Genomic DNA, 26,803 nt, shown 5'->3' with positions numbered 1-26,803 from the left:
CGCGCGTCCTGCGCGCCGCCCTTCGGGTCTACGGTTGCTCGCGTGGGTGCGGGGCTATGGATTCCAATGCCGGGGCAGCAGCAGCAGCAACAGCAACAGCAACAGCAACAGCAACGGCAACGGCAACGGCAACGGCAACGGCAACGGCAACGGCAACGGAATCGCGGCCGCATTCACGACGGAATACGACTGCGACCGTGATCGTAGGATGTGGTGAGCCGCAGGCGAACCGCATCGTCGCGGGAGGCGAGTGGCTGCGGCGCTGCGGCGATCGCCGCATTCTGCGGACGGCCGCTCTTCGTTCGCTGCGGGAAAGGCGAACCGCATTACGGGCTCGCGACGGTCGCGACGATGCGGTTGCTACAGCGCCTGCACGAATCAATGATTGCGTTGCGCGGCGAACTCGCCGAGTTCGTTCAAAGCCGCGGCCTTGTCGCCGAAAGGGGCCAGCGCTTCGTGCATGGTCCGTACCAGGTCGCTCAAACGGGCGCGCGAGCCGTCCAGGCCGATCAGGGCGGGGAAGGTGGCCTTGTCCTGGGCCGCGTCCTTGCCGGCGGTCTTGCCCAGGGTGGCGCTGCTGCCTTCGACGTCGAGGATGTCGTCGCGGACCTGGAAGGCCAGGCCCAGCGCCTGCGCATAGCGGTCCAGGGCGTCCAGCGCCGCCGTGTCGGCGCGGCCGCAGAGCGCGCCCATGCGCACCGCGGCGCGGATCAGGGCGCCGGTCTTGAGGGCGTGCAGGCGTTCCAGTGCGGACAGGTCCAGGGCCGCGCCGGTGCCGGTGGCGGCGATGTCCAGGGCCTGGCCGCCGCACATGCCGGCGGCGCCGGCGGCGCCGGCCAGGGTGCGCAGCAGGGCCACGCGTACCTCGTCGCCGGTCGCGGCGTCCGCGAGCACGCCGAAGGCCAGCGACTGCAGCGCGTCGCCGGCCAGAATCGCGGTGGCTTCGTCGTAGGCCACGTGTACGGTCGGCTGGCCGCGACGCAGGGCGTCGTCGTCCATGGCCGGCAGGTCGTCGTGGACCAGCGAATAGGCGTGGATCAGCTCGACCGCGGCCGCGGGCGCGTCCAGCGCCGCCTCGTCGGCGTCGAACAGCGCGCCGGTGGCGTAGACCAGCAGCGGGCGCAGGCGCTTGCCGCCCAGCAGCACGGCGTGGCGCATGGCCGCATGCAGGGCCTGCGGCGAGGCGTTCGGATCGGGCAGGGCGCGCGCGAGCGCGGCGTCGGCGCGTTCGCGCCAGACGGCCAGGCGCGGATCACGCATCGGAGGCGTTGGACGAGCCGGAATAGGGTTCGGCGCCGGCCGGGTCCTGCGGGTCGCTGAGCAGGCGCACGCGCAGCTCGGCCTGTTCCAGCGCGGTCTGGCAGCGGCGGTACAGGCCGACGCCGCGTTCGTAGGCGGCGAGCGAATCTTCCAGACTCATCTCGCCGTGTTCCATCTTCTCGACCAGTTGTTCGAGCGCGTCCAGCGATTGCTCGAAATCGGTGACGGAGGAAGGCTCGTTGGCGGCTTTGCGTGGCATGCGACAAGTGTGCGGCGCGGGCTGCGCGGGGTCAACGCGTGCGCTCGCGTCAGGGGCGCCAGACCAGGCGCGCGTGGCGTTCGCGCAGCCAGCGGTCGAAGTCGGCCGCATAGGCCAGGTCGGCGGCCGCCAGCAGCGCGCCGTCGCGCGACAGCAGCGGCAGGCGCCGGCGTTCCCAGGGCGGCACGCCCAGGTCCTGCAGGGCCTGCTTGAGGCTGTGGCTGTGGCCGCGGCCGGGCAGCACGATGCGCTCGCCGCCCACGCGCGCGTGGACCTCGCAGGGCCGGTCGAGGGCCGGCGCGCCTTCCAGGCGCAGTTCGCCGCCGCCAGGCAGGGCCAGCGGTGCGCGGCCATCCCAGTGCGCGCGCCAATCCCCGGGCAGCGCCGGCGACTGCGCCTGCGCATGCAGCAGATCGCGCCAGGCGCGGATCGCCGCGCCGCTCCAGGCGAACTCGGCCTCGGCGTCGTCGCGCGCGTCCAGCAGTTCCGTTTCGATGCGGGCCACGCCCTGGGCCGGCAGCGGCGGCAGCCCGAGTGCGGCGATCCAGCGCCGCAGCACGCGCGCGCGCCGCGCCGGCGCCAGCGTGCGCAGGCCCGCGCGCGACAGCGCCTGCGGGTCGGCGCTGCGCACCTGCGCCAGGGCCAGCGCATCCTCGCGTTCCAGCAACGTCGCCGCCTGCGCGTTCAAGGCGGCCGAGGCCGCCAGCGCCGCGTCGGCCTGCGGCCAGCGTTCGCGCAGCAGCGGCAGCACGCGCCGGCGCAGGAAATTGCGGTCGTAGGCGTCGTCGGCGTTGCTGGGGTCCTCGATCCAGCGCAGGCCGTGCGCCTGCGCATAGGACTCCAGCGCGCTGCGCGGCAGCTCCAGCAAGGGCCGCCACAGCCGGCCGCGGCCGCAGTCGCGCCAGCGCCGCATCGCCGCCAGTCCGTCCGGGCCGGAGGCGCGCAGCGCGCGCAGCAGGAAGGTTTCGGCCTGATCGTCGCGATGGTGGGCGAGCGCCAGGGTCTCGTCGATGCCCAATCCGGCCTCGAAAGCGGCATGGCGAGCGCGCCGCGCGGCGGCCTCCGGGCCGTCGCCGCTGTCATGGGCCACGCTCACCCGCGACACCGTCAGCGGAACGCTGAGTGCCGCGCAGATTTCGGCGCAGTGGGCGGCCCAGGCCTCGGCCTGCGGATGCAGGCCGTGGTGCACGTGCCAGGCGCGCAGACCCTGCGCGCGCGCGGCCGGCGTCGCCGCCAGCAAATGCAGCAGCACGCTGGAATCCAGGCCGCCGCTGTAGCCCACGCACAGCGGCCCCTGCGGCAGATCGCGCAGGGCCGGGGCCAGCGGGGCGGGGGATGCGGACGGCATCCGCGGATGGTGCCACGGCGGTGGGACGGAGCAACCCACCGATGGCGCTGTTACCGCGCCGGGGCGCGCTTACTGTTTCTCCATCCCGTACCGAGACGCTCCGTTGGCCCGCCTGTTCGACCCGTACCCGCAACGCTCCGTGACCCTGCGCAACCGCATCGCGGTGTCGCCGATGTGCCAGTACTCGGCGATCGACGGCATGCCCGAAAACTGGCACCTGGTGCACCTGGGCAGCCGCGCGGTCGGTGGCGCGGGCGTGGTGCTGACCGAGGCCACCGCGGTTTCGCCCGAGGGGCGCATTTCGCCCAGCGACACCGGCATCTGGAACGACCGCCAAGGCGAGGCCTGGTCGGAAATCGCCTGCTTCATCCGCGCCAACGGCGCCGTGCCGGGCATGCAGCTCGCGCACGCCGGACGCAAGGCCAGCGTCGAACCGCCGTGGCTGGGCGGACGCGCGATCCCGCCGGGCTACGGCGGCTGGACGCCGGTGGCGCCGTCGGCGTTGCCGTTCGCCGACGGCCATGTCGCGCCGCGCGCGCTCGACACCTGCGGCCTGGCCAATGTGATCGACGACTTCGCCGCGGCCGCGCACCGCGCGCTCGCGGCCGGTTTCCAGCTGATCGAATTGCATGCCGCGCACGGCTATTTGCTGCACGAGTTCCTGTCGCCGCTGAGCAATCGCCGCGACGACGGCTACGGCGGCGATTTCGACAGCCGCACGCGCCTGTTGCGCGAGGTGCTGGCGGCGGTGCGCGAGGTCTGGCCCGAGCGCCTGCCGCTATGGCTGCGCGTGTCCGCCACCGACTGGGTCGAGGGCGGCTGGGACATCGAGCAGAGCATCGAGCTGGCGCGCATCGTCAAAGCGCTGGGCGTGGACCTGGTCGACGTCTCCAGCGGCGGGCTGATGCCGGGCGTGCGCATACCCGACGGCCCCGGCTACCAGGTGCCGTTCGCCGCGCGCATCCGCCGCGAGGGCGGCATCGCCACCGGCGCGGTCGGCCAGATCACCGGCGCCTCGCAGGCCGAAGGCATCGTCGAAAGCGGCGAAGCCGACGTGGTGCTGCTGGCGCGCGAATTGCTGCGCGATCCGTATTTCCCGCGCCGCGCGGCGGCGGAGCTGGGGGCGGAGCTGCATGGGCCGGATCAATATTTGCGGGCTTGGTAGGCCGTCGCAGCGACTAGCGTGGTACGTGTTTCGCCCACAACGCTTCGAACGCGGTCGCACTGATCGCGATACCCTCGAACTGTGGATCGCTGTTGATCTCCAGCAGCGATGGGACAGGAACCTCGCCCAGTCGAGTGTCCGAAAAGTCGTCTTCACTGCTCGAAGCAGATGCGACTCGGCCATCGAGGAAGAATTCGAGCTTGCGAGTCTCGTAGCCGTCGGCGTCGATTTCCGAGACCAGACGGATGGGATAGTCGGGCTCGGCGTGGGACCAATTTACGTCAATGTAGATTGTGCTGTTCCTCATCCCGGCAATGCGATCAATGCACGATCGCGGCGGGTTTGAGACGGGCTAGATCCCGTGTCGGATCGATATGCGCGGGATCGATTCCGAGCTTGCCGGCGAGATGTATATAGCGTTCATCGAATCGCTCGCGGTTGCGTGTCGGGTCGTAGTAGGACGGCCCCTTCATCAGTGCGATCAAAGCGATGGTTTCCGCCCGCGTCAGCTGATCCGCGGAGACACCGAAATACGCCGGCGCAGCCGCTCGCAGGCCGCGTGCGTCACGACCGAACCAAGCCTCATCCAAGGTGTAGTCGGCGATCTGTTCGGGCGTCCATTCGTTGCTCAAACGGATCGTCGCGGCGATTTCCGCCATCAAGAGGTTTGTGCTGCGCGTGGGGTTGCCGGGATTGGATGCGATCCGGCGCGCTGCGAAGGTCGATAACGAGGCTGCTCCAACAGGGCGGCCTGGCGCGGGAGCGCGATTGATTTCGCGATAGAACTCCCAGCACCACTTGAGCGGATCCAGGCGCTCGACTCGCATCGGGCCTTCACCGCCTACCGATACCCAGTAGATCGCATGCACGTCAGCGGGGTAGTGGTGCTGCACGAGCGGCAGCTCTTCAGGCAGCTCGCTAGCGCCCTGCCAATAGGCGTAATAGATCAGCGACACGAATGCCGCGATCAGCAGCAAAACCGCGCCGATGGTCCCTTTCAGCCAGCCGTCCATGGCGAAGGCCGCGCTTACGCGGCCTCGTAAGCCCCGTAGCCGCGCAGGCGCTCGTAGCGGCGCTGCAGCAGTTCCGGTGCCGGGATCCGTTCCAGCGCGTCGAGCTCGTTCAGCAGCACGGCCTTGAGGCGGGTCGCCATCTGCTTGGGATTGCGGTGGGCGCCGCCGATCGGCTCGCGCACGATCTTGTCGATCAGGCCCAGCTCGAACAGGCGCTTGGCGGTCAGGCCCAGTTGCTCGGCGGCGTCCTTGGCCTTCTCCGCGGTCTTCCACAAGATCGAGGCGCAGCCTTCGGGGGTGATCACCGAGTAGGTGCTGTATTCCAGCATCAGGGTGCGGTCGCCGACGCCGATCGCGAGCGCGCCGCCGGAGCCGCCTTCGCCGATCACGGTGCAGATCACCGGGATCTTGAGTTCGGCCATTTCCAGCAGGTTGCGCGCGATCGCCTCGGACTGGCCGCGCTCTTCGGCGTCGATGCCCGGCCAGGCGCCGGCGGTGTCGATGAAGGTCAGCAGCGGCAGCCTGAAGCGCTCGGCCATCTTCATCAGGCGCAGCGCCTTGCGGTAGCCCTCGGGGCGCGGCATGCCGAAGTTGCGGCGGATCTTGCTCTTGGTGTCGCGGCCCTTCTGGTGGCCGATGATGACCACCGAACGGCCGTCGATGCGGCCCAGGCCGCCGACGATGGCGGCGTCGTCGGCGAAGGCGCGGTCGCCGGCCAGTTCCTGGAACTCGTCGCAGATCACCCGGATGTAATCCAGGGTGTAGGGGCGCGCCGGATGGCGGGCCAGCTGCGAGATCTGCCAGGGGCTGAGGTCGCGGAAGATCTGCGCGGTACGCAGGCGCAGCTTGTCCTGCAGGGCGTGGATCTCGGAATCGATGTCGACCGCCGGCCCGCTGTTGGCATGGCGCAGTTCCTGGATCTTGGCTTCCAGGTCGGCGATGGGCTGCTCGAAGTCGAGGTAGTTCGGATTCATGCTCGGGCCGGGGCCGGAAAGGGGCACAGTCTAGCCCAGGGGGGCGGACCGTACCGAGGGGTAGGGGGGAGGGGCAGGAGTGAGCGCGAAGGAGTGAGGAGTGAGCGAAAGCTGGTACCGCCCTTACTCACTCCTCACTCCTGTGCGCTCACTCCTAGCTTCCCGCCCAGGGCTTGGCCAGGGTCAGCTTGACCGCGCGCACGCCGGGCTGGGCGCGCAGGGTGCCGACCAGGTCGGCGTCCACGCGTACCGATTGGCTGCCGTTGAGGTCCAGCATGCCGGCCGCGCCCGCGCGCAGCAGGTCCAGCCGGATCGGGGTCTGGCCGGGACGGTTCTTGGCCAGCAGGGCGTCGACGCGCTGCCAGGTGCCGGGCACGCGCAGGTCCAGGCGCATCGACAGGCGTTGCGAATGCTTCGCGCAGACCTGCGAGTACTCCCAGCAGCGTTGCGCGCGCAGGGCGAAGCCGCCGCTGAAGGCGTCCTCGCGCAGGCCGCCCTGCACGATCAGCAGGCGGTCGCGCGCGAGCAGGGAGGCGAATTCGCCGTAGGTCTCGGCGAAGAAGGCGCACTCGAGCCGGCCGCGGCCGTCCTCGATCTGCACGAACATCTGGCTGTCGCCCTTTTTGCGCAGGCCCACGACCTGGCCGGCGACCACCACTTCCAGTTCCGGGCGCCAGCCGCTGCGCGCGCTCTCGGGGCGGTTCTCCCAGATCCGGTCGAGCTCGCCCAGGTCGTTGCCGACCAGGCCGCGCAGCTCGTCGCGGTAGGGATCGAAGGGGTGGCCGCTGAGGTAGTGGCCCAGGGTTTCGCGTTCGCCGGCCAGCAGCTGCGCCAGTGGCCACTCGTCGGCTTCCGACAGGTCCAGGTGCAGGGCCGGCGCGGCGGCCTCGAAACCGCCGAACAGCGAGACCTGGCCGGCGTCGCGCTCGCGCGCGAGCTGGTCGGTGGCCTTGAGCACCTCCGGCAGCTGCAGCATCAGGCTGGCGCGGTTCTTGCCCAGGCGGTCCAGGGCGCCGGCCTGGGTCAACGCTTCCAGCGCGCGCCGGTTGAGCTTGCCGCTGTCGACGCGTTTGCAGAAATCCAGCAGATCGTCGAAGGGGCCGGCGCGGCGCGCCTCGACGATCGCCTCGCAGGCGCCGCGGCCGACGCCTTTCACCGCGCCCAGGCCGTAGCGGATGGTGCGCGCGTCCTTGGCCTCGAACATGTAGGCCGAGGCGTCCACGTCCGGCGGCAGCACCTCCAGGCCCATGGTGCGCGCTTCGTCGAGGAAGCCGACGATCTTGTCGGTGTTGTCCATGTCCGAGGACAGCACCGCGGCCATGAATTCGGCCGGGTAGTGCACCTTCAGCCAGGCGGTCTGATACGCGACCAATGCATAGGCGGCCGAGTGCGACTTGTTGAAGCCGTACTCGGCGAACTTCTCCATCAAGTCGAAGATCGGGCTGGCCTGCTTGGCCGGGATGCCGCGTTCGGCGCAGCCGGCCTCGAACTTGGCGCGCTCCTTGGCCATCTCCTCGGGCTTCTTCTTGCCCATCGCGCGGCGCAGCATGTCGGCGCCGCCGAGCGTGTAGCCCGCCAGCACCTGGGCGATCTGCATCACCTGTTCCTGGTACACGATGACGCCGTAGGTCGGCGACAGCACGGGTTCCAGCAGGGGGTGCGGATAGCTGACTTCGGTGTTGCCGTGCTTGCGGTCGACCCATTCGCGGTCCATCCCCGAGCCCAGCGGGCCGGGGCGGAACAGCGCGGCGAGCGCGATGATGTCTTCGAAGGTGTCGGGCTTGGCGCGCTTGAGCAGCTCGCGCATGCCGCGCGATTCGAACTGGAACACCGCGACCGTGTCGCCGCGCGCGAACAGTTCGTAGCTGAGCTTGTCGTCCAGCTCCAGCGCGGTGATGTCCAGCGGCGCTTCGCCGGCGGCGGCGCGGCGCAGATTGATCGCCTTGACCGCCCAATCGATGATGGTGAGCGTGCGCAGGCCGAGGAAGTCGAACTTGACCAGGCCGACCGCTTCGACGTCGTCCTTGTCGAACTGGGTGACCGGGTTGCGGCCGCGGCCTTCGCCGTCGTGTTCGGCGAACAGCGGGCAGAAGTCGCTCAGCGGCGAGGGCGCGATCACCACGCCGCCGGCGTGCTTGCCGGCGTTGCGGGTCAGGTCTTCCAGGCTCAGGGCCAGGTCGAGCAGATCGCGCACGTCGTCTTCGGTGCGGTAGCGGTCGATCAGGTCGGCCGAGGCCAGCATCGGGTTCTGCTTGGCCGCGTCGGTGTTGCCCAGCGCGTCGTCCAGGCTGATGCCCAGGGTATTGGGGATCAGCTTGGCGATGCCGTCGACGAAGCCGTAGGGATGGCCGAGCACGCGGCCGGAATCGCGCACCACCGCCTTGGCGGCCATGGTGCCGTAAGTGATGATCTGGCTGACGCGGTCGCGGCCGTACTTGGCGGCGACGTAGTCGATGACCTCGTCGCGCCGATCCATGCAGAAGTCGATGTCGAAGTCGGGCATCGACACGCGTTCGGGATTGAGGAAGCGCTCGAACAGCAGGTCGTAGGGCAGCGGGTCCAGATCGGTGATGCCCAGCGCCCAGGCCACCAGCGAACCGGCGCCCGAACCGCGGCCGGGACCGACCGGGATGCCGTGGTCCTTGGCCCAGTTGATGAAGTCGGCGACGATCAGGAAGTAGCCGGGGAAGCCCATCTTGAGGATGACGCCGAGCTCGATCTCCAGGCGCTCGTCGTAGTCCTGACGGCTCTTGCCCGCGGCCAGCGGGGCTTTTTCCAGGCGCTTTTCCAGGCCTTCGCGCGCGGAGTTGCGCAGCCAGCTCTCGATGGTGTGCTCGCTGGGCACCGGGAACGCGGGCAGGGCGTATTCGCCCAGCTTGAGCTCGACGTTGCAGCGCGTGGCCAGCGCCACCGCGTTGTCGATCGCGTCGGGGATGTCGGCGAACAGCTCGGCCATCTCCTCCGAGGATTTCAGGTACTGCTCTTCGCTGTAGTCGCGCGGGCGCTTGGGATCGTCGAGCACCCGGCCCGAGGCGATGCACACGCGCGCCTCGTGCGCCTCGAAACCGTCGCGGTCGAGGAAACGCGCGTCGTTGCTGGCGACCACGGCCAGGCCGCGCTTGCTGGAGGCGTGCAGGGCGAAGGCGTTGAACGCGTCCTCGCCGTCGCGGCGGCTGCGGGTGAGTTCCAGGTGCAGGCGATCGTCGAGCACGCTCTGCCAGTCGGCGATCCAGGCTTCGGCCAGCTCGTGGCGGCCGCCGATCGCCAAGCGCCCGCCCAGGCTGTGGCGGCCGGCCAGGGCGAACAGGCCGCCGTTGTCCTCGCGCAGCCATTCCGGGCGCAGCACCACGCCGTCGACGCGATGGCCTTCCAGCCAGGCGCGGCTGAGCAGGCGCGACAGGGTCAGGTAGCCGCCGCGGTCGCGGCACAGCAGGGTCATGCGCGAGGCGGTTTCGTTGCCGTCGGCCAGGCCGACGTCGGCGCCGATGATCGGCTTCAGGCCCGCGCCCTCGGCGGCCTTGTAGAACTTGACCGCCGCGAACAGGTTGTCGAGGTCGGTCAGGGCGACCGCGGGCTGGCCCAGGGTCGCGCAGCGTTTGACCAGCTCGCCGATGCGGATCGTCGAGTCGGCTAGCGAATACTCGCTGTGCAGGTGGAGATGAACGAAGCGTGCGGACATGCGACAACCGGCGTGACAGCCAGCAGGTTAGCAGTCCGGCCGCCGCGTACAAGGCTTGACATCGCGCCGGCCGCGCCTGGCCAGCGCGGGAGCGCGCGAATCGGCGCCGTTGCGCGCCGATGGCCGCGCGATCGCGCGCGTTCGGGCGCCGCGGCGGGGCCGTGCTGCGGCCGCCTCAGGTCACCCGGAACGGCGACTCGGCGGCATGGAACGCGGGCGCGTAGTGGTGTTCGTGGATGCGCACGCGCTGTTGCAGCAGGGCGATCTCGTCCAGGCGTTCGCGCACCCAGGACGCGCGCAGCTCGGCGCCGTTGCCGTCCGGGTGGCGGACTTCGCGGTAGGCGCAGAAATCGCGGTAGTCCTCGGCCTCCTCGGCGAAGGCCGGCCAGGCCAGTTCGATCAGCAGCACGTCGTCGAGCAGGCCCAGCAGCGGAATCCGGTCCGGGATCAGGTCATCGCCGTTCTCGACATAGGCGAACAGCTTGTCCAGCCGCGCGCGTACCGCCGGCTCGCAGTCCCAGTCGGGGTCGGCCAGCATCGCGCGTAGTTCCTGCAGGCGTTGCAGGCGCGCGTCGACCACGCTGCGCGCCTGTTCCCTGGGCATCGCGCTCAACCAGCCGGCCAAGCGTTGCAGGCGGGTGGCGTCGACGCGCGCGGCGTCGGGGTGGAGTTCGTGCACAAGGGCGTCGAAGGCGGCGATCGCCGCGGGCGTCACCGCCATCGCCGGTTCCAGCGCCGCTACCGGGGCGTCGTCGGATTCGAACGGCAGGGGCTGCGAAGTCGGGGTCGGATGGGGCATGCGCATGGAGCACCTCCGGTTCCGGCCATGGGGGCGGGCGTCGGGCACGGCCGGTGTGCGTCGACCCTCATCCTTAGGGATGCCGCAGCAGCATGCTTGGTTGTCTAGCTTGGCCGCGCCTGCGGAAAGTCGCCGTGACGGAGGGCAGGTATGGGCCGTTCAGCCGACGGGCGGTTGCTGCGCACCGTCTTCCCCATTGAAAAAAGGGGATTGAGGGGGCGCTTTCAGGCCGCGCGGCCGATCGTCCGTGCTCCGACGGACTGGCCCGCTGCCTCAGCCGACCGCGACCGTTTCGGCGAACGGCGGCGGCGCCAGCGCCGCGCGCACCGGCGCGAAGCTGCGGCGGTGCTGCGGGCAGGGGCCGTGCGCGGCCAGCGCGGCCAGGTGCGCGGGGGTGCCGTAGCCCTTGTGCTCGTCGAAGCCGTACTGCGGCCACTGCGCGTGCAGTTCGCGCATGTGGCGGTCGCGCGAGACCTTGGCCAGGATCGAGGCGGCCATGATCGCGCGGTCGCGGGCGTCGCCGCCGATCAGGGCCTCGGCCGGGCAGGGCAGGCCGCGCGGCAGGGCGTTGCCGTCGATGCGCGCCAGTTCGGCCGCGTGCGCGACCGCCTCGACCGCGCGGCGCATGCCGGCCATGGTGGCCTGGAAGATGTTGATGCGGTCGATTTCCTCGACCTCGACGTAGACCACGCTCCAGGCCACGGCGCGCTCGACGATGCGCGCGTACAGCGACTCGCGGCGCTCGGCGCTGAGCTGCTTGGAATCGTCCAGGCCGTTGACCGGCGTGCGGCCTGGGCCCAGCACCACCGCGGCCACCACCACCGGCCCGGCGAGCGGGCCGCGGCCGGCTTCGTCGACGCCGGCGATGCGCTGCGCTCCGCGGGCCAGGCTCAGGTCCAGCGCGAGTTGGCCGCCGTCCTTAGCCATGGTTGGTCGGCAGCAGGTCGGCGACCGCATCGGCGGCGCGCGCGGAGGCATCGCGGCGCAGGCTGAGGTGGATCCGTTCGAAGCGCGCAGGCAACGCGGTCGCGCGCGCGCGGTCGCGCAGCAGCGCGAGCGTGGCCTGGGCGAGTTTGTCGGGCGTGCAGTCGGCCTGCATCAGCTCCGGTACCACGCGCTCGCCGGCGAGCACGTTGGGCAGCGAATAGGTGTCGGTCTTGAGCAGGCCGAAGGTCTTGACCAGGGTGTAGGTCAGCGGCGCGATCTTGTAGGCGACCACCATCGGCCGCTTGGCCAGCATCGCCTCCAGGGTGGCGGTGCCGGACGCCAGCAGGACCACGTCGCTGGCCGTCATCACCGTGCGCGCACCGCCGTCGGTGACGTGCAGCGCCGGCCGCAGCGCGGCCGCGTCCGGATGCGCGGCCAGCACGCGCTCGAACGCGGCGCGCGCCTGCGCGTTGGCCATCGGCGCGACGATGCTCAGGCGCGGCTCGGCCGCGCGCACGCGCGCCGCGGCGGCCAGGAAATCGCCGCTCAGGCGTTCGACTTCGCCGACCCGCGAGCCCGGCAGCAGGGCCAGCACCGGCGCCTCGTCGTCCAGGCCCAGGCACATGCGGGCCTCGTCGCGATCGGGGTGCAGCGGCATCTCGTCGGCCAGCGGATGGCCGACGAAACGCGCGTCCACGCCATGGCGTTCGTAGATCGCCGGCTCCATCGGGAACAGGCACAGCACGCGGTCGGCGGATTGGCCGATCTTCTCGGCGCGTTTCTCGCGCCAGGCCCAGACCGAGGGGCTGACGTAGTGCACGGTCTTGACCCCGCGCTGCTTGAGCCAGCGCTCCACGCCCAGGTTGAAGTCGGGCGCGTCGATGCCGATGAACAGGTCCGGCTTCCAGTCCAGCACGCGCTTGCGCAGTTCGCCGCGCAGGCGCAACAGGCGCGGCAGGTGCTTGAGCACTTCCACCAGCCCCATCACCGCCAGTTCGGAGGCGTCGTACCAGGCGTCCAGGCCGGCGGACTGCATCTGTTCGCCGCCGACGCCGACGAACAGCGCGCCCGGATGGCGGCGCTTGAGTTCGGCGATCAGGCCCGCGCCGAGCAGGTCGCCGGAGGCCTCGCCCGCGACCAGGGCGATGCGCAGCGGGGGCGGCGGCGGGGCCGGGAAGATGTCGTCGATGGCAACGGCGGGGGCGGTGGCGTTCATCGGGCGAGGGGCGCTCCAGTTCGTGCCCGTACTGCGCGCGGCCGTATACGGTGCGCGCCACGGGCGTCAGCTCGGGGGCTGAGCTGTCGGCGGCATTGTGCCCTGCCGCGCGGCCATCGTCGTCCTCGCGGGTCACATCCTGCCAAACCGTGTGATCGCCGTCGGTTTCCGGACGGCAGGAGATCACGCCGCGGCGGGCGTGGCCGCCGTAGCGGCGGCGCAAGCGCGGGGCCGGAGCCGGACCGATCGGGTGGATCAGCTGCGGCCCGCGGAACCGGGCCAGGCCGATGGCCGGCTCAGCGCAGCAGCGGGCGCTCGCCGGCGTCGATGAAGGCCAGCAGCGCGCGCACGTCGTCGCTGTCGCCGGCCAGCGCGATCAGCTTGCCGCGCGCTTCCTCCAGCGAGGTGCCGGACATGTACAGGGCGCGGTAGGCGCGCTTGATCGCGGCGATGCGCTCGGCGTCGAAGCCGCGGCGCTTGAGGCCTTCGCTGTTGATGCCGCGCGGGCGGCCGTAGCCGTCCTGGGCCACCATCACGAACGGCGGCACGTCGCCGTTGACGAAGGCGCCCATGCCGATGAAGGCGTGCGCGCCGATCCGGCAGAACTGGTGGATGCCGGCGAAGCCGCTGAGGATCACGTGGTCGCCGACCGCGACGTGCCCGGCCAGGGTCGCGTTGTTGGAGAACACGCACTGGTTGCCGACCGCGCAGTCGTGGGCGACGTGCACGTAGGCCAGCAGCCAGTTGTCGTCGCCGATCCGGGTCACACCGCCGCCGTTGCCAGTGCCGCGATTGACGGTGACGAACTCGCGGAAGGTGTTGCGGTCGCCGATCACCAGTTCGGTGCGCTCGCCGCCGAACTTCTTGTCCTGCGGGTCGCCGCCGATCGCGCACTGGGCGACGAAGTGATTGTCGCGGCCGATCCGGGTCGGGCCGCGGATCACGCAATGCGGACCGATCACGCTGCCGTCGCCGATCTCGACCTCGTCGCCGATGTAGCTGAAGGCGCCCACGCGCACGCCGGCGCCGAGCTTGGCGCCGGCTTCGATCACCGCGCTGGGGTGGATCAGCTCGCTCATACGATCTTGCTCATGCGGCTCATGCGGCTCAGGCCTTGGCCTCGGCGCAGACGATTTCGGCGCAGGCGACCTGCTCGCCATCGACGCGGGCGATGCCGGTGTAGATGGCGACGTTGCGGATCACGCGCTTGACGGTCACGTCCAGCTCCAGGCGGTCGCCGGGGACCACCATCTTGACGAACTTGGCGCCGTCGATCTTGACCAGGTAGAACAGGCGGCCGTCGGCGCTGGACTGGGTCGACAGCTGGGTCAGGATGCCGCCGGCCTGGGCCAGGGCCTCCACCACCAGCACGCCCGGCATCACCGGGTGACCCGGGAAGTGGCCGTTGAAGAAGGGCTCATTGGCGGTCACGTTCTTGTAGGCGAGCACGCGCTTGAACGGCTCGAACTCGACCACGCGGTCGACCAGCAGGAAGGGATAACGGTGCGGCAGCAGGTTCTGGATCGCGGGCACGTCGATCGGGAGTTGCACGGTAGGGCTCATTTCGGTTCCTTGTCGGCAGCCGCCACCCGCCTTGCGAGTGCGTCGAGCTGCTTGAAGCGGGCGGCGTTCTTGCGCCAACTGCGATTGTCCATCAACGGGGTGCCCGAGGAATACTCGCCGGGCTCGCGAATCGAGCTGGTCACCAGGCTCATGGCGGTGACCGTGACCCGGTCGCAGATTTCCAGGTGGCCGAGCACGCCGGCGGCGCCGCCGATCATGCAGTAGCGGCCGATGCGGGCGCTGCCGGCCACCGCCGAGCAGCCGGCCATGGCGCTGTGGGCGCCGATATGGACGTTGTGGCCGATCTGGATCTGGTTATCCAGGCGCACGTCGTCCTCGAGCACGGTGTCCTCGATCGCGCCGCGGTCGATGGTGGTGTTGGCGCCGATCTCGCAGTCGTCGCCGACCAGGACGCCGCCCAGCTGCGGCACCTTGATCCAGTGCGGCTCGCTGTCGGGCAGGCGCTCGAAGGCCAGGCCGAAGCCGTCGGCGCCCAATACCGCGCCGGGGTGCACCAGCACCCGCCGGCCCAGGCGCACGCGCGCGACCAGGGTGACGCGCGCGACCAGTTCGCTGCCGGCGCCGACCACGCAGTCGTCGCCGATCACGCAGCCGGGGCCCAGGCTGGCGCCGGATTCGACCCGGCTGCGCGCGCCGATGCTGACGAAGGCGCCGATATGGGCATCGTCGGCGATCTGCGCGCTGGGATCGATCGCGGCGGAAGGGTGGATGCCGGGCTCGCGCAGCGGGCGCGGCTCGAACAGACCGGCCAGGTGAGCGAAGGCGACGTAGGGGTCGCGCGCGATCAGGGCGGTGCCGGCGTAGCCTTCGGCGTCGTCCTGGCGCATCACCACCACGCCGGCGGCGCTGTCGGCGAGCTGGCCGCGGTACTTGGGATTGGCCAGGAACGCGAGCTGGTCGGCGCGCGCGCGCGCCAGGGTGCCGACGCCGCGCACGCGCGCCTCGCCATCGCCGCGCAGGCCGAGCGCGAAGCGCTCGGCCAGTTCGCGGGCGGTGTAGTCGGGCGTCAACACGGGGCGGCGCTCGGCGCGACCGCCGCGGTCAGAACGTGCCGCCGAAGGTGAACTGCAGGCGCTCGAGCTCGTCGCCTTCCTGGATCTTCTGTCCGGAGGCGTTGAACACGGCGTCCTCCTTCTTGAGCGGGAAGGCGTAGCTGATCGAGATCGGGCCCATCGGCGAGCGCCACATCAGCGCGATGCCGGTGGACGCGCGCAGGTCGCCGGCGTCGAAGGAATCGTAGTCCTTGTAGACGTTGCCGACGTCGATGAAGGCCGACACGCGCGCCTGCGGGGTGTCCAGCAGGGTCGGGAAGTACATTTCCAGCGAGCCGACGGTCTTGAACGAGCCGCCGATCGGCTGGGTGAAGGTGCTGCCCGGCGCCGCGCCTTCGCGCGGGCCCAGGGTGTTGTCGGTGAAGCCGCGCACCGAGCGCACGCCGCCGGCGTAGAAGTTCTCGAAGAACGGCAGGCCGTCGGCGGTGACGGTGCGGGCGGTCAGCGGGCCGGTGCCGTCCGGGTCCGGAAGCACGCGCGTGACCGCGTCGCCGTAGCTGTCGCCGTAGCCGAGTTCGGCGCGGGTGTTGAGCACGAAGTGGCGCGAGATCGGCCAGAACTTGGAGATGTTGTAGTTGAGCTTGTAGTACTCGACGGTCGAGCCGGGCAGGGTCATTTCCAGCCAGACGCGCTGCTGCAGGCCGCGGGTCGGGGTCAGCAGGTTGTCGAGCGAGTTGCGCGACCAGCCGAACTCCGCGCGCCAGGCGTGGAAGGTGCGCGTGCCGAGGGCGTCGATGTAGTCGACCAGGCTGAACGCGGTGCCGCCGCGGGTGGTCAGGATCTCGTTGCTGTCGATGCCGAACATGGCCGAGACGGTGTCGGTCTCGGTGATCGGCAGGCCCAGCACGACCTGGGCCGCGCCGCTGGTGGTGGAGTACTGGGCGGTGTTGTAGTCGGAGTTGTCGAACTCGCGCCACCACAGGTTGTAGCCCAGCGACATGCCGTCGTCGGTGAAGTAGGGGTTGGTGTAGGAGAAGTCGTAACGCTGCAGGTAGTCGTTGCGGCTGGCCTGCACGGACACGCGGTTGCCGCTGCCCAGGAAGTTGCTCTGCGACAACTGGATCTGCGTGGTCAGGCCGGTCAGCTGGGAGAAGCCCAGGCCGAACACGAAGCTGCCCGAGGTGGTTTCCTTGACGTTGTAGACCACGTCGACCTGATCGTTGGTGCCCTGCACCGGCTGGGTCTCGACGTCGACGGTCTCGAAGTAGCCCAGGCCCTGCAGGCGGATCTTGGAGCGGTCGATCGCGGCCTGCGAGTACCAGCTGCCTTCGAACTGGCGCATTTCGCGGCGCATCACTTCGTCGCCGGTGCGGGTGTTGCCCTTGAACACCACGCGGCGCACGTTGACGCGCGGGCCCGGCACCACCTGCATGTTGATGGCCACGGTCTTGCCTTCGCGGTCCACGTCCGGGATCGGGTTGACCTGGGCGAAGGCGTAGCCGACGTTGCCCAGGGTGGCCACGATCGCATCGGAGCTGATCTCGAGCAGGCGGCGCGAGAAGATCTGGTCCGGCTTGACGATCACCAGGCGCTCGATCTGGTCCTTCGGCAGCACGGTGTCGCCGGTGACCTCGACCTTGGTGACCTTGTACTGCTCGCCCTCGTTGACGCCGGCGGTGATGAACATGTCCTGGCGGTCGGGGCTGATCGCGACCTGGGTCGACTCGATGTTGAAGTCGACGTAGCCGCGGTCGAGGTAGTAGTTGTTGAGCTTCTCCAGATCGCCCGAGAGCTTCTCGCGCGAGTACTGGTCGTCGCGGCGGTACCAGCTGAGCCAGTTGTGCTCGCGCGATTCCCAGCTGTCGACGATCTGTTCCTGCTCGAACTTCTCGTTGCCGATCAGGTTGATGTGGCGGATCTTGGCGGCCTTGCCTTCCTTGACGGTGATGGTCAGGTCGACGCGGTTGCGGTCCAGGCGCGCCACCGTCGGGGTGATCTCGACGTTGTACTTGCCGCGGTTGTTGTACTGCTTGGTGAGCTCCTGGGTGACCTTGTCCAGGGCCAGGCGGTCGAAGGTGTCGCCCTCGGCCAGGCCGGCTTCCTTGAGGCCGCGCAGCAGGTCTTCGCTCTTGATGTCCTTGTTGCCGGTCAGGGTCAGCTTGTTGATCGCCGGACGCTCGGTCACGGTGACCACGACGATGCTGCCCTGGCGGCCGATCTGCACGTCCTCGAAGAAGCCGGTCTTGTACAGCGCGCGGATCGCATCGCCGGCCTTGGCGCCGTCCATGGTGTCGCCGCGCTCGATCGGCAGGTAGGTGAACACCGTACCGGCGGAGATGCGCTGCAGGCCGTCGACGCGGATGTCGCTGACGGTGAACGAACCCGGTGCCGGGGCCGGCGCGCCGGGTAGCGCGAACGGGTCGGCCGACTGCGCCAACGCTGGAGCTGCCGCGGCCGAGGTCAGCGCCGTGGCGAGGGCGAGGGCGAGCATGCGGCGAGGAGGGGTTCGCGTCATCATTACGTCCGGTTGGGGTTCGTTGACGCCCGCTACGGGGCGCCGGTTCGAGGCTTCGGGGGCGCGCGGTCGGAGACCGCGCGATCGAGGCATCGGGTCGTTGGGCAAGGCCGGCATCAGCGCACCAGGTTGTTCACGATGTCGTTGTAGAACGCCAAACCCATGAGGCTGACGATCAGCGCCAGGCCGACATACTGGCCGGCGGCCATAACGCGCTCGCTGACCGGGCTGCCCTTGACCAGCTCGATAAGGTAATACAGCAGGTGACCGCCGTCCAAGATCGGGATCGGGAGCAGGTTCAGGATTCCCAGGCTCAGCGACAGCAAGGCCAGCATCTGCAGATACCAGGCCGGGCCGTGCTGGGCATGGTCGTTGGCGGCCCGGGCGATGGTGATCGGGCCGGCGACGGTGTTCTCCACGGATAGCCGGCCGCTGAACGCACGGCCGATCATCGCCACCATGTCCTGGGTCTGACGGCCCATTTCGCGCAGCGCGGCCGGGACCGCGTCGATCGGGCCGTAGCGCAGCACTGCGTCGGGCTTGGGTTTGTCCTTGGCCGGTTCCAGGCCCAGCATCCATTGCTGCTTGCGGGTTTCGGGGTTTTCGCCGCGCAGCGGCGTCAGCGGGAACGCCAGGCGGTCGCCGCCGCGCTGCACTTCGACCATGGCCTCGCCGCCGCGCCGGCCCAGGGCGTCGACCAGGGGCGCGACGTCGGCCCAGGACCGCACCGGCTCGCCGTCGATCGCGGTCACGCGATCGGCTTCGGCCAGCACGCCCCAGGCCGGACGGTTCGGCAGCACGCGGCCGATCACCGCCGGCAACAGCTGATGGCGCCAGATCAGGCCGGTGTGGTTGAGCAGTTCGCGCTCGTCGATGCCGGCCGGCAGCTTCGACAGGCGCAGGGTGCGGACCGTGTCGCGGCCGTCGTCGCCGCGCACCCGCACCGCCACGTCGCTGCGATCCAGCGCCGCCGACAGCAGGGCCAGGCCGGCCTCGGTGGTGGTGGGGGTGGCGCGCTCGCCGATGGCGACGATGGTGTCGCCGCGGACCAGGCCCGACTGCGCGGCCAGGCCTTCGACCTGACCGACCGCGGGCACGAAGTCCGGACGCCCGATCACGAACATCAGCCAGAACAGCGCCGCGCACAGGATCAGGTTGGCGATCGGGCCGGCGGCGACGATCGCGATGCGCTTGAACACGTGCTGGCGATTGAAGGCCTGCGGGGCCTCGGCCGGATCGACGTCGCCCTCGCGCTCGTCGAGCATCTTGACGTAGCCGCCCAGCGGAATCGCGGCGATCGCGAATTCGGTGCCGTTGCGATCGCGGCGCATCCACAGCGGCTTGCCGAAGCCGACCGAGAAGCGCAGCACCTTGACCCCGCAGCGGCGCGCGACCCAATAGTGGCCGAACTCGTGGAAGGTCACGAGCACGCCCAGGCTGACCAGCAGCCACCAGACCGAGCCGATGAATTCGCTCATGGGAGTTCCACGGTGCGGGTCGGGGCCATGCGCTACGCCTTGTGGTCGATGGCCTGCCCGGCGTACCGGCGTGCCTGCGCATCGGCATCGCGCAGGACCGCCAGCGAGGTCGCCGGGGTGGAGGGGAGCGCGGCGAGGGTGTCCTCGACCAGCGCCGGTATCGCTAGGAAACCGATACGCCGCTGAAGAAACGCTGAAACCGCGACTTCGTTGGCCGCGTTCAACACCGCCGGGGCGGTGCCGCCCGCGGCCAGGGCCGTGAAGGCCAGGCGCAGGCAGGGGAAGGCGTCCAGGTCCGGCGGCTCGAAATCGAGCCGGCCGTGGGCCAGCAGGTCCAGCCCGGCCACGCCCGAGGCGATCCGCTGCGGCCAGCCGAAACCCACCGCCAGCGCGGTGCGCATGTCCGGCAGGCCGAGCTGGGCCAGGGTCGAACCGTCGACGAATTCGACCAGCGAATGGACCAGGCTCTGCGGGTGCACCAGCACCTGGATGCGTTCGCCGGACACGCCGAACAGGTGGTGGGCCTCGATCACTTCCAGGCCCTTGTTCATCAGGGTGGCGGAGTCGACCGAGATCTTCGGCCCCATCGACCACTTCGGATGCGCGACCGCCTGCTCGGGCGTGACCTGGGCCAGGTCCTGGCGGCTGCGGCCGCGGAACGGCCCGCCGGAGGCGGTCAGCAGGATGCGCGCCAGCCCGGCGTGCGCGTGCGCGTCGGGCAGGCATTGGAAGATCGCGTTGTGCTCGCTGTCGATCGGCACGATGGTGGCGCCGGCTTCGTGCGCGGCGCGCATCAGCAGCTCGCCGGCCAGCACCAGCGATTCCTTGTTGGCCAGCAGCAGGCGCTTGCCCGCGCGCGCCGCGGCCAGGGTGGAGTCCAGTCCGGCCGCGCCGACGATGGCCGCGACCACGCTGTCGCAGGCGTCGCCGGACACCAGCGCGACCAGGGCCTCGTCGCCGCAATGGGCCTGGGTGTCCAGGCCGCGCGCGCGCAGGCCGTCGCGCAGCGCCGGATAGCAGGAGACGTCGGCGATCACCGCGTGCGCGGGGCGGTGACGCTCGCACAGCGCCAGCAATTGTTCGACCCGGCCGCCGGCCGCGAGCACGCTGGCGCGCAGGCGTTCGGGATGGCGCGCGATCACGTCCAGGGCCGAGGTGCCGATGGAGCCGGTCGCGCCGAGTACGGCGATGTGCTGCATGTTCAGAAGCCCAGCACGGCCTTGCCGAGCGCGAAGACCGGCAACGCCGCCAGCACGCCGTCGACGCGGTCGAGCACGCCGCCGTGGCCGGGGATGAGGTTGCCGGAATCCTTCACGCCGGCATGGCGCTTGAGCAGGCTCTCGAACAGGTCGCCGACCACCGAGAACAGCACCGCCGCGAACGCGACCAGGGCCACCGCCGGCAACTGCGCGGGCTGGGCGCCGGCGAAGGCGGCGAAGGCGATGCCGACCGCGACGCCGGCGAGCACGCCGCCGACCAGGCCTTCGATGGTCTTGTTGGGGCTGACCCGCGGCGCGAGCTTGAGGCGGCCGAATTTGCGCCCGGCGAAATAGGCGCCGCTGTCGGCCGCCCAGACGATCGCCAGCGCGGTCAGCAGCCAGCGGTGGCCGTTGGGCTGGCCGGCGTGGATCCAGGCCAGCGCGCACCAGGCCGGAATCACGCTGAGCGCGCCGGCGGCGAGCTTGAACGCGCGCGCATAGGACTCGTGATTGCTCGCGAATTGGTAACGCTGCAGCCAGAACAGGGCCAGCAGCCACCAGATCACGCCCACCAGCGAGGCGATCTTGAACAGCACCATCGAAGGCGCGCCGGCGATCTCGGGCGCGCCCGAGCGCGAGGCCCAGACGATCGCCACCATCAGCGCCAGGTTGGCCGCCAGCAGCACCGTGCGCGACAGGGTGTCCTCGATTTCGGCCAGGTCGAACCACTCCCACAGCCCGATCAGGAACAGCACCGCGGCCACCGCCATCACCCAGGGGGTCTGCAGCAGCAGGATCGCCGCGATCGCGATCGGGGTCATCACCAACGCGGCGAGCAGGCGGGTTCGGGTCATTCAGCGGTCTCGTCGGAGTCGTTGGAGCGCGCGGCGATCTGCGCACCGGTCAGGCCGTAGCGGCGCTCCCGGCCGGCGAAATCGTCCAGGGCGCGCTGGAGTGTGGCCGCATCCAGTTCGGGCCACAACGCGTCGGTGAACCACAGCTCGGTGTAGGCCAGCTGCCAGAGCAGGAAGTTGCTGATCCGGGTGTCGCCGCCGGTGCGGATGAACAGGTCCGGCGCCGGCAGGTCGGCCAGGGCCATGCGCGCGCCCAGGGCGGCCTCGTCGATGGCCTCCGGGGCCAGCCGGCCGGCGGCCACGTCCTGGGCCAGCGAGCGCGCGGCCTGGGCGATGTCCCAGCGGCCGCCGTAGCTGGCGGCCACGGTCAGGTGCAACACCTCGTTGTTGCGGGTCTGGCGCTCGGCCGCGGCCATGCGCTCGCGGATCGGCGCGGCGAAGCGTTCGCGTTCGCCGATGAAGCGCACCCGCACGCCGCGCCGGTCGAGTTCGTCGACCTCGCGCTCCAGGGCGTTGAGGAACAGCTTCATCAGCGCGCCGACCTCGTCCTCGGGCCGGCCCCAGTTCTCGCTGGAGAAGGCGAACAGGGTCAGGGCGCCGATCCCGCGCGCGATGCAGAAATCGATGCAGACGTCGACCGCGCGCGCGCCGGCGCGGTGGCCGATCATGCGCGGACGACGGCGGCGCTCGGCCCAACGGCCGTTGCCGTCCATGATGACGGCGAGGTGGCGCGGGACGCGCGGCGCGGCGTGGGCGGGATCGGAAGGCATGGAGCCGGCGGCGGGACCTGGAAGCGGGGTTGGGGCGACGGGTTCGAGTCGGCGGGTTCAGGCAGCGGCGCGGTGCGCCGTCGCGGGCCCGGCGGGCCGGGCCTGCCCGAGCAGGTCTGTAGCGGACCGGCGGCGCCGGCGAAAGTTCGATGCCGGCGCGTCGGCGGCCGCGCACGGGCGGACGGGCGCGGGCGGCACCGGTTCAGACCGCCATCAGTTCCTGTTCCTTGGCCTTGATCACCTCGTCGACGTCCTTGATCGCGCTGTCGGTGATCTTCTGGATGTCGGTTTCGCTGCGGCCGGCCTCGTCCTCGGTGATCTGCTTGTCTTTCAGCAGTTCCTTGACCTGGTGGTTGGCGTCGCGGCGGATGTTGCGGATCGCGACCTTGGCGTTCTCGCCTTCGCTGTGCACGTGCTTGCTCAGCTCCTTGCGGCGCTCCTCGGTGAGGGCGGGCAGGTTGATCCGGATCACGGTGCCGGCGGTGTTCGGGGTCAGGCCCAGGTCCGAGGCCAGGATCGCTTTCTCGACCGGGCCGACCATCTGCTTTTCCCAGGGCGTGATCATCAGCGTGCGCGCGTCGGAGATGGCGACGCTGGCGACCTGCGACAGGGGCATGTCGGAGCCGTAGTAGTTGACCTTCAGGTGGTCCACCAGCGCGGTCGAGGCGCGGCCGGTGCGGACCCGGGTGAGGTCGTGGCGAAACGCTTCGACGCTTTTGGCCATGCGGGTCTGGGCGTCTTTCTTGATGTCGTTGAGCATCGCCGGCTCCGGTCCTTATGAACGGTAATCGCGGGATTATATAGGCCCGGGCCGCTTTTGCGGCCCGCGGCCCAGCCGGAACCCGCGCGCGGGCCCGGTCTCAATGCTCGTGGGCGTGGTCGCCGTGCGGGGCTCGATCGTGGCGATCGTGCTCGCAGGCGCGCCCGTGCTCGACCTGCAGGGTCGGATGGTTGATGCCGTAGCGGTGGTCGAGTTCGTGGTTGAGGCGGTCGATGAAGGCGTCGTGGTCGGCGTCGTCCGGACGCACCAGGTGCGCGGTCATCGCGATCTCGCCCGCGCCCAGCGACCAGATGTGCAGATGGTGGACCGCGGTCACGCCGGGCTGCCCGGCCAGGAAGGCCGCGACCTGGGCCTGGTCGATGCCGCGCGGCACCGCGTCCATGGCCGCGTTGAAACTTTCGCGCAGCAGCCCGAACGCGCCCACCGCGACCACCACGCCGATCAGCAGCGCGATCACCGGGTCCAGCCAGGCCCAGCCCAGCCACCACATGCCGGCGCCGGCCAGCACCGCCGCCAGCGACACCGCCGCGTCGGCGATCAGGTGCAGGAAGGCGCCGCGGCGGTTGAGGTCCTGGGCATGGCCGTCGCGCACGAACCAGGCCGCGCCCAGATTGACCGCGATGCCCAGCGTGGCGACCACGATCACCGGCAGGGCCGGAATCTCGGGCGGGGCGCTGAAGCGGCGGATCGCCTCCCAGGCCAGGGCGCCGGAGAACGCCACCAGCAGCAGGGCGTTGGCCAGCGGCGAGAGCAGGGTGGCGCGGCGCCAGCCGTAGGTATGGCGATCGGTGGGCGCACGCTTGGCCAGCACCGCCGCGCCCCAGGCCAGGCCCAGGCCGAGCACGTCGCCGAGGTTGTGCAGGGCGTCGGACAGCAGGGCCAGGGAATTGGTGGCGAAGCCGTAGCCGGCCTCGAGCGCCGTGTAGGCGAGATTGATCAGGGTGACGAAGGCGAAGGCGCGGGTGCCGTTCGCCGCGTGATCGTGGCTGTGCGAGTGCATGTGCGGATGCTGCCACGGGCCGGCGCGTGAACACTATTACAGCGCGGCCGGTTTTCCCCTCGGTTGAGGGGCAAGGGCTCTTGCGGCGGCGCGGGCGATCCGTTCATGGTGCGGCGGGCTCGCCGCGAACGGATCCTGGAATCACGAACGGATCCGGTCACCGGTATTCCCCCTTTGGAGAAGGGGGATTGAGGGGGCCTCTTTAGGCGGGAACTCGCCGCTACACCCCTCAGCCGCGCCCCTGCACCAGCGTGCCGATGTGCTCGCCGCGCAGGATCCGCAGCAGCACGCCCGGCTGGCTCATGTCGAAGATGCGCAGCGGCAGGTCGCTGTCGCGGCACAGCGCGAACGCGGCCGTGTCCATCACCTGCAGATCGCGCGCGAGCACTTGGTCGTAGCTGAGCTTGTCGTAACGAATGGCGTCGGCATGCTTCTTCGGGTCCTTGTCGTAGACGCCGTCGACCTTGGTCGCCTTCAGCAGCAGATCGGCGCCGATCTCGATCGCGCGCAGGGCGGCGCCCGAATCGGTGGTGAAGAAGGGGTTGCCGGTGCCGGCGGCGAAGATCACCAGACGGCCCTTTTCCAGGTGGCGGATCGCGCGCCGGCGGATGTAGTCCTCGCAGACGTCGTTGATCTTGATCGCGCTCATCACCCGCGCCTTGGCGCCGAGCTTCTCCAGCGCGTCCTGCATGGCCAGGGCGTTGATGACGGTGGCCAGCATGCCCATCTGGTCGCCGGTGACCCGGTCCATGCCGCCGGCGGCCAGGCCGGCGCCGCGGAAGATGTTGCCGCCGCCGATCACCAGCGCGACCTCGGCGCCGGCGTGCTGGGCCTCGACCACCTCGCGCGCGAGCCGGCCGATCACCTTGGGGTCGATGCCGTAGTCCTCGTCCCCCATCAGCGCCTCGCCGGACAACTTGAGCAGGACACGGCGACAGGCGAGCTGGGACATAAGGACCTCCGGGTGAGCAAACCCAGCGATTCTAGCCCAGTGGGGCGGGTTCCACGAGCCGGGCCGGCTTGCCGGATTGCGATCGGCGTCGCGCTAAGCCGGCTTGCGCACAGCCTGGCGCCAGCCTTCGGCATAGCGGATTCCATGTTACAAAGCTAGCGCATGCCGGTTCGCCGCCCCGCGCGGCCGCTCCAGCGTTACCAAGCAACCCGCACTACAGGGGCCAGGTGCCGATGAACGATCAGGTTTCCCGCACAGCGACCGGCGCCGCAGGCCGCGATCGGCCGCGCCCGCCGCGCGCGGCGACGGTGGTTTAGGCCTTGGCCCGCCCCGTGCACCAGGCCCAGATGGACGTCTACCCGGATCCGCCCCTGCCGGACCGCCCCGCGCCCGGCCGTCCGGAAGTCTGCCCGCGCGGCGACGACGGCTTCGAGCGCTTCGTGCTGGAGCACCGCGACGCCCTGATCCGCTTCCTGTGCAAGCGCACCGGCGAGGAGGACGCCAAGGACATCGCCCAGGAAAGCCTGGTCCGGTTGATGCGCTACCGCGGCCAGCCGGCCGAGCAGCTCAAGCTGCTGATGTACCGGATCGCGATGAACGAACTCAACGACCGCGGCCGCCGCCAGCAGAGCCAGCACGCCTCGGCGCACGTGAGCTTCGACCAGCATTTCCACGGCCTGCCGTCGGCGGATCTCGCCCACGACCAGCGCGTGGCCAACCAACAGGAGCTGGCGCGCGTGCGTGAGGCGATCCTGCGGCTGCCGACCAAGTGCCGGCAGGTCTACCTGCTCAACCGCATCGAAGGCATGAGCTATACCGAGATCGCGCGCCATTGTGGGATCTCGGTCAAGGCTGTGGAGAAACATATCGGCCGCGCGCTGGTGCTGTTGCGCTTGCGTCTGAGGGAAAATCTGTCAGACACGACAGGTGGCGCATGAATACGGCTAGCGCGAATTCCAACCGATACGACGACCAGGACCAGGCCGAGTCCTGGGTCGCGCGCCTGCACGCGCCCGACAGCGACGCCCAGGACCGCGAGGCCTTCGAGCGCTGGCTCGCGCATTCGCCGGCCAACGCCCGCGACTACGGCGAGGTCGAGCGCATCCATCGACTCTCGGCCGAACTGGGCGAGGACGAGCTGTTGCGCGCGGCCGCGCGCGCGGCGCGCCGCGACAGCGCGGCGACCCGCCGCCGCTTCCACCCCTGGCTGGCGCCGGGCGCGGCGATCGCCGCGACCCTGGCGGTCGCGATCGGGGTGGTGGCCTGGGTCCAGCGCGCGCCGCCGCCGCAGATCCAGCGCTACGTCACCGCCATCGGCGAACAACGCACGATCGGCCTCAGCGACGGCACCACCCTGCTGCTGGACACCCACAGCGCGGTGACCACCCGTTTCGATCGCGACAGCCGCACCGTCGAGGTCGCCCAGGGCCGGGTCCAGTTCGTGGTCGGCCGCGACGCCGGCGGCCGCGACGGCCCGCGTCCGTTCCTGGTCAAGGCCGGCGGCGGCACCATCCGCGACGTCGGCACCACCTTCCAGGTCAGCCGCGACGGCAGCGCCGTCGACGTCGGCCTGATCGAAGGCGAGGTCGAAGTCGCGGTCGGCGGCGCCGGCGCGGCGCGCGTGACCAGCACCCTGGCCCCAGGCGAGCAGGTCCGCATCGAGGGCGGCGGCACGCTCGCGCCCAAGCGCCCGCTGGACCTGGCCGTGGCCCAGGCCTGGCCGCGCGGCGACCTGGTGTTCAAGAACCGCCGCCTCGACCAGCTGCTGGACGAGATGAACCGCTATTCCAAGACCCAGCTGCGGCTGGAGCAGCCGGAACTGGGCGCGCTCAAGGTCAGCGGCGTGTTCCACATCGACGACCAGGGCGCGCTGCTGGCGGCGCTGCAACGCGGCTGGTCGCTGCAGGCGCGGCGCGTGGGCGAGCACGAAATCGTGCTCCAGGCCGCGCGCCAGTGAGTTCCGGCCCCGCGTTTGGCAACCAATAGTGGCGTCGCGTTGCAGGCCTACTCAGGCTTCCGTATGGTGGTCCGTTTGGGG

24 protein-coding genes and 1 pseudogene are annotated in these 26,803 nt (G+C 70.4%); 4 read left to right on the top strand and 21 right to left on the bottom strand.

Annotated features, from left to right (window positions below):
- Window positions 1-217 (top strand): hypothetical protein (locus tag V1318_RS05130; protein WP_332938269.1); only part of this gene is annotated, 217 nt, incomplete at its 5' end.
- A gap of 161 nt (window positions 218-378) precedes the next feature.
- Here V1318_RS05130 and ispA read toward each other — a convergent pair.
- From ispA to tilS, 3 genes are read right to left on the bottom strand one after another with little or no spacing between them, the layout of a single operon-like run.
- Window positions 379-1,260, bottom strand: coding sequence for a (2E,6E)-farnesyl diphosphate synthase (gene ispA / locus V1318_RS05125; protein ID WP_332938268.1), 882 nt, complete (start codon window positions 1,258-1,260; stop codon window positions 379-381).
- Window positions 1,253-1,519 (bottom strand): exodeoxyribonuclease VII small subunit, encoded by a 267-nt coding sequence (locus tag V1318_RS05120; protein ID WP_332938266.1) that lies wholly within the window; start codon window positions 1,517-1,519, stop codon window positions 1,253-1,255. Before V1318_RS05120 ends, ispA begins: the two co-directional genes overlap by 8 nt.
- A gap of 49 nt (window positions 1,520-1,568) precedes the next feature.
- Entirely contained in the window at window positions 1,569-2,867 is a 1,299-nt protein-coding gene (tilS, locus tag V1318_RS05115; protein WP_332938265.1) for a tRNA lysidine(34) synthetase TilS, read from the bottom strand.
- Window positions 2,868-2,949: 82 nt separating this feature from the next.
- Between tilS and V1318_RS05110 the strand changes: the two genes are divergently transcribed.
- Window positions 2,950-4,032: an NADH:flavin oxidoreductase/NADH oxidase gene (locus V1318_RS05110; RefSeq protein ID WP_332938352.1), complete on the top strand. Its 1,083-nt coding sequence runs from the start codon at window positions 2,950-2,952 to the stop codon at window positions 4,030-4,032.
- A gap of 13 nt (window positions 4,033-4,045) precedes the next feature.
- Here V1318_RS05110 and V1318_RS05105 read toward each other — a convergent pair whose 3' ends face one another.
- From V1318_RS05105 to pyrH, 18 genes and pseudogenes are all read right to left on the bottom strand, one after another.
- A complete protein-coding gene (locus V1318_RS05105) occupies window positions 4,046-4,339 on the bottom strand; it encodes a hypothetical protein (protein ID WP_332938263.1) in 294 nt (97 codons plus the stop codon).
- A 13-nt stretch (window positions 4,340-4,352) separates the two neighbouring features.
- A complete protein-coding gene (locus V1318_RS05100; protein ID WP_332938261.1) occupies window positions 4,353-5,045 on the bottom strand; it encodes a transglycosylase domain-containing protein in 693 nt (230 codons plus the stop codon).
- 14 nt (window positions 5,046-5,059) lie between these two features.
- Window positions 5,060-6,019, bottom strand: a complete 960-nt coding sequence (locus V1318_RS05095; protein WP_332938260.1) for an acetyl-CoA carboxylase carboxyltransferase subunit alpha — start codon at window positions 6,017-6,019, stop codon at window positions 5,060-5,062.
- Between the two features lie 154 nt (window positions 6,020-6,173).
- Window positions 6,174-9,698 (bottom strand): DNA polymerase III subunit alpha, encoded by a 3,525-nt coding sequence (dnaE, locus tag V1318_RS05090; protein WP_332938258.1) that lies wholly within the window; start codon window positions 9,696-9,698, stop codon window positions 6,174-6,176.
- Between the two features lie 175 nt (window positions 9,699-9,873).
- Window positions 9,874-10,503: a hypothetical protein gene (locus V1318_RS05085; protein ID WP_332938256.1), complete on the bottom strand. Its 630-nt coding sequence runs from the start codon at window positions 10,501-10,503 to the stop codon at window positions 9,874-9,876.
- A 306-nt stretch (window positions 10,504-10,809) separates the two neighbouring features.
- Window positions 10,810-11,424: pseudogene (rnhB, locus tag V1318_RS05080) on the bottom strand (ribonuclease HII); the annotation flags it as partial.
- Window positions 11,417-12,640, bottom strand: a complete 1,224-nt coding sequence (lpxB, locus tag V1318_RS05075) for a lipid-A-disaccharide synthase (RefSeq protein ID WP_332938254.1) — start codon at window positions 12,638-12,640, stop codon at window positions 11,417-11,419. The gene lpxB and the pseudogene rnhB, both read right to left, overlap by 8 nt.
- A 296-nt stretch (window positions 12,641-12,936) precedes the next feature.
- Window positions 12,937-13,719: an acyl-ACP--UDP-N-acetylglucosamine O-acyltransferase gene (lpxA, locus tag V1318_RS05070; RefSeq protein ID WP_332938253.1), complete on the bottom strand. Its 783-nt coding sequence runs from the start codon at window positions 13,717-13,719 to the stop codon at window positions 12,937-12,939.
- A gap of 28 nt (window positions 13,720-13,747) precedes the next feature.
- Window positions 13,748-14,203, bottom strand: a complete 456-nt coding sequence (fabZ, locus tag V1318_RS05065; protein ID WP_055902482.1) for a 3-hydroxyacyl-ACP dehydratase FabZ — start codon at window positions 14,201-14,203, stop codon at window positions 13,748-13,750.
- On the bottom strand, window positions 14,200-15,237 hold the full coding sequence (gene lpxD, locus V1318_RS05060) for a UDP-3-O-(3-hydroxymyristoyl)glucosamine N-acyltransferase (RefSeq protein ID WP_332938252.1): 1,038 nt from the start codon (window positions 15,235-15,237) through the stop codon (window positions 14,200-14,202). The genes fabZ and lpxD overlap by 4 nt, the downstream gene beginning before the upstream one ends.
- 28 nt (window positions 15,238-15,265) lie before the next feature.
- Window positions 15,266-17,731, bottom strand: a complete 2,466-nt coding sequence (gene bamA / locus V1318_RS05055; RefSeq protein ID WP_332938250.1) for an outer membrane protein assembly factor BamA — start codon at window positions 17,729-17,731, stop codon at window positions 15,266-15,268.
- 116 nt (window positions 17,732-17,847) lie between these two features.
- Entirely contained in the window at window positions 17,848-19,209 is a 1,362-nt protein-coding gene (gene rseP, locus V1318_RS05050; protein ID WP_332938249.1) for an RIP metalloprotease RseP, read from the bottom strand.
- A 32-nt stretch (window positions 19,210-19,241) separates the two neighbouring features.
- Window positions 19,242-20,408, bottom strand: a complete 1,167-nt coding sequence (locus tag V1318_RS05045; RefSeq protein WP_332938247.1) for a 1-deoxy-D-xylulose-5-phosphate reductoisomerase — start codon at window positions 20,406-20,408, stop codon at window positions 19,242-19,244.
- A gap of 2 nt (window positions 20,409-20,410) precedes the next feature.
- Complete coding sequence (locus V1318_RS05040; protein WP_332938245.1) at window positions 20,411-21,262, bottom strand: phosphatidate cytidylyltransferase; 852 nt, start codon at window positions 21,260-21,262, stop codon at window positions 20,411-20,413.
- Complete coding sequence (uppS, locus tag V1318_RS05035; protein WP_332938243.1) at window positions 21,259-22,032, bottom strand: polyprenyl diphosphate synthase; 774 nt, start codon at window positions 22,030-22,032, stop codon at window positions 21,259-21,261. Before uppS ends, V1318_RS05040 begins: the two co-directional genes overlap by 4 nt.
- Before the next feature lie 202 nt (window positions 22,033-22,234).
- A complete protein-coding gene (gene frr, locus V1318_RS05030; protein WP_057159645.1) occupies window positions 22,235-22,792 on the bottom strand; it encodes a ribosome recycling factor in 558 nt (185 codons plus the stop codon).
- A gap of 100 nt (window positions 22,793-22,892) precedes the next feature.
- Window positions 22,893-23,813: a cation diffusion facilitator family transporter gene (locus V1318_RS05025; protein ID WP_332938240.1), complete on the bottom strand. Its 921-nt coding sequence runs from the start codon at window positions 23,811-23,813 to the stop codon at window positions 22,893-22,895.
- 229 nt (window positions 23,814-24,042) lie between these two features.
- Complete coding sequence (gene pyrH, locus V1318_RS05020; RefSeq protein ID WP_332938238.1) at window positions 24,043-24,765, bottom strand: UMP kinase; 723 nt, start codon at window positions 24,763-24,765, stop codon at window positions 24,043-24,045.
- 320 nt (window positions 24,766-25,085) lie between these two features.
- Here pyrH and V1318_RS05015 point away from each other — a divergent pair, with 320 nt between their 5' ends.
- Together V1318_RS05015 and V1318_RS05010 are read left to right on the top strand one after the other, a co-directional pair.
- Window positions 25,086-25,703, top strand: coding sequence for an RNA polymerase sigma factor (locus V1318_RS05015; protein ID WP_332938236.1), 618 nt, complete (start codon window positions 25,086-25,088; stop codon window positions 25,701-25,703).
- Window positions 25,700-26,722, top strand: coding sequence for a FecR domain-containing protein (locus tag V1318_RS05010; protein ID WP_332938234.1), 1,023 nt, complete (start codon window positions 25,700-25,702; stop codon window positions 26,720-26,722). Before V1318_RS05015 ends, V1318_RS05010 begins: the two co-directional genes overlap by 4 nt.
- Window positions 26,723-26,803 lie beyond the last annotated feature (81 nt).

The sequence above is a fragment of the Lysobacter sp. CCNWLW3 genome, from assembly GCF_036697405.1.
Taxonomy (GTDB): domain Bacteria; phylum Pseudomonadota; class Gammaproteobacteria; order Xanthomonadales; family Xanthomonadaceae; genus Lysobacter.
The sequence above is the reverse complement of the archived record's forward strand: the minus strand, read 5'-3'. Positions and strand labels throughout refer to the sequence as shown.

Excerpts from the sequence above, each read along its gene's own strand:
- ispA (WP_332938268.1), bottom strand. The coding sequence starts at position 1,260 with ATGCGTGATCCGCGCCTGGCCGTCTGGCGCGAACGCGCCGACGCCGCG.
- V1318_RS05120 (WP_332938266.1), bottom strand. The coding sequence starts at position 1,519 with ATGCCACGCAAAGCCGCCAACGAGCCTTCCTCCGTCACCGATTTCGAG.
- tilS (WP_332938265.1), bottom strand. The coding sequence starts at position 2,867 with ATGCCGTCCGCATCCCCCGCCCCGCTGGCCCCGGCCCTGCGCGATCTG.
- V1318_RS05105 (WP_332938263.1), bottom strand. The coding sequence starts at position 4,339 with ATGAGGAACAGCACAATCTACATTGACGTAAATTGGTCCCACGCCGAG.
- V1318_RS05100 (WP_332938261.1), bottom strand. The coding sequence starts at position 5,045 with ATGGACGGCTGGCTGAAAGGGACCATCGGCGCGGTTTTGCTGCTGATC.
- V1318_RS05095 (WP_332938260.1), bottom strand. The coding sequence starts at position 6,019 with ATGAATCCGAACTACCTCGACTTCGAGCAGCCCATCGCCGACCTGGAA.
- dnaE (WP_332938258.1), bottom strand. The coding sequence starts at position 9,698 with ATGTCCGCACGCTTCGTTCATCTCCACCTGCACAGCGAGTATTCGCTA.
- V1318_RS05085 (WP_332938256.1), bottom strand. The coding sequence starts at position 10,503 with ATGCGCATGCCCCATCCGACCCCGACTTCGCAGCCCCTGCCGTTCGAA.
- lpxB (WP_332938254.1), bottom strand. The coding sequence starts at position 12,640 with ATGAACGCCACCGCCCCCGCCGTTGCCATCGACGACATCTTCCCGGCC.
- lpxA (WP_332938253.1), bottom strand. The coding sequence starts at position 13,719 with ATGAGCGAGCTGATCCACCCCAGCGCGGTGATCGAAGCCGGCGCCAAG.
- fabZ (WP_055902482.1), bottom strand. The coding sequence starts at position 14,203 with ATGAGCCCTACCGTGCAACTCCCGATCGACGTGCCCGCGATCCAGAAC.
- bamA (WP_332938250.1), bottom strand. The coding sequence starts at position 17,731 with ATGACGCGAACCCCTCCTCGCCGCATGCTCGCCCTCGCCCTCGCCACG.
- rseP (WP_332938249.1), bottom strand. The coding sequence starts at position 19,209 with ATGAGCGAATTCATCGGCTCGGTCTGGTGGCTGCTGGTCAGCCTGGGC.
- V1318_RS05045 (WP_332938247.1), bottom strand. The coding sequence starts at position 20,408 with ATGCAGCACATCGCCGTACTCGGCGCGACCGGCTCCATCGGCACCTCG.
- V1318_RS05040 (WP_332938245.1), bottom strand. The coding sequence starts at position 21,262 with ATGACCCGAACCCGCCTGCTCGCCGCGTTGGTGATGACCCCGATCGCG.
- uppS (WP_332938243.1), bottom strand. The coding sequence starts at position 22,032 with ATGCCTTCCGATCCCGCCCACGCCGCGCCGCGCGTCCCGCGCCACCTC.
- frr (WP_057159645.1), bottom strand. The coding sequence starts at position 22,792 with ATGCTCAACGACATCAAGAAAGACGCCCAGACCCGCATGGCCAAAAGC.
- V1318_RS05025 (WP_332938240.1), bottom strand. The coding sequence starts at position 23,813 with ATGCACTCGCACAGCCACGATCACGCGGCGAACGGCACCCGCGCCTTC.
- pyrH (WP_332938238.1), bottom strand. The coding sequence starts at position 24,765 with ATGTCCCAGCTCGCCTGTCGCCGTGTCCTGCTCAAGTTGTCCGGCGAG.
- V1318_RS05010 (WP_332938234.1), top strand. The coding sequence starts at position 25,700 with ATGAATACGGCTAGCGCGAATTCCAACCGATACGACGACCAGGACCAG.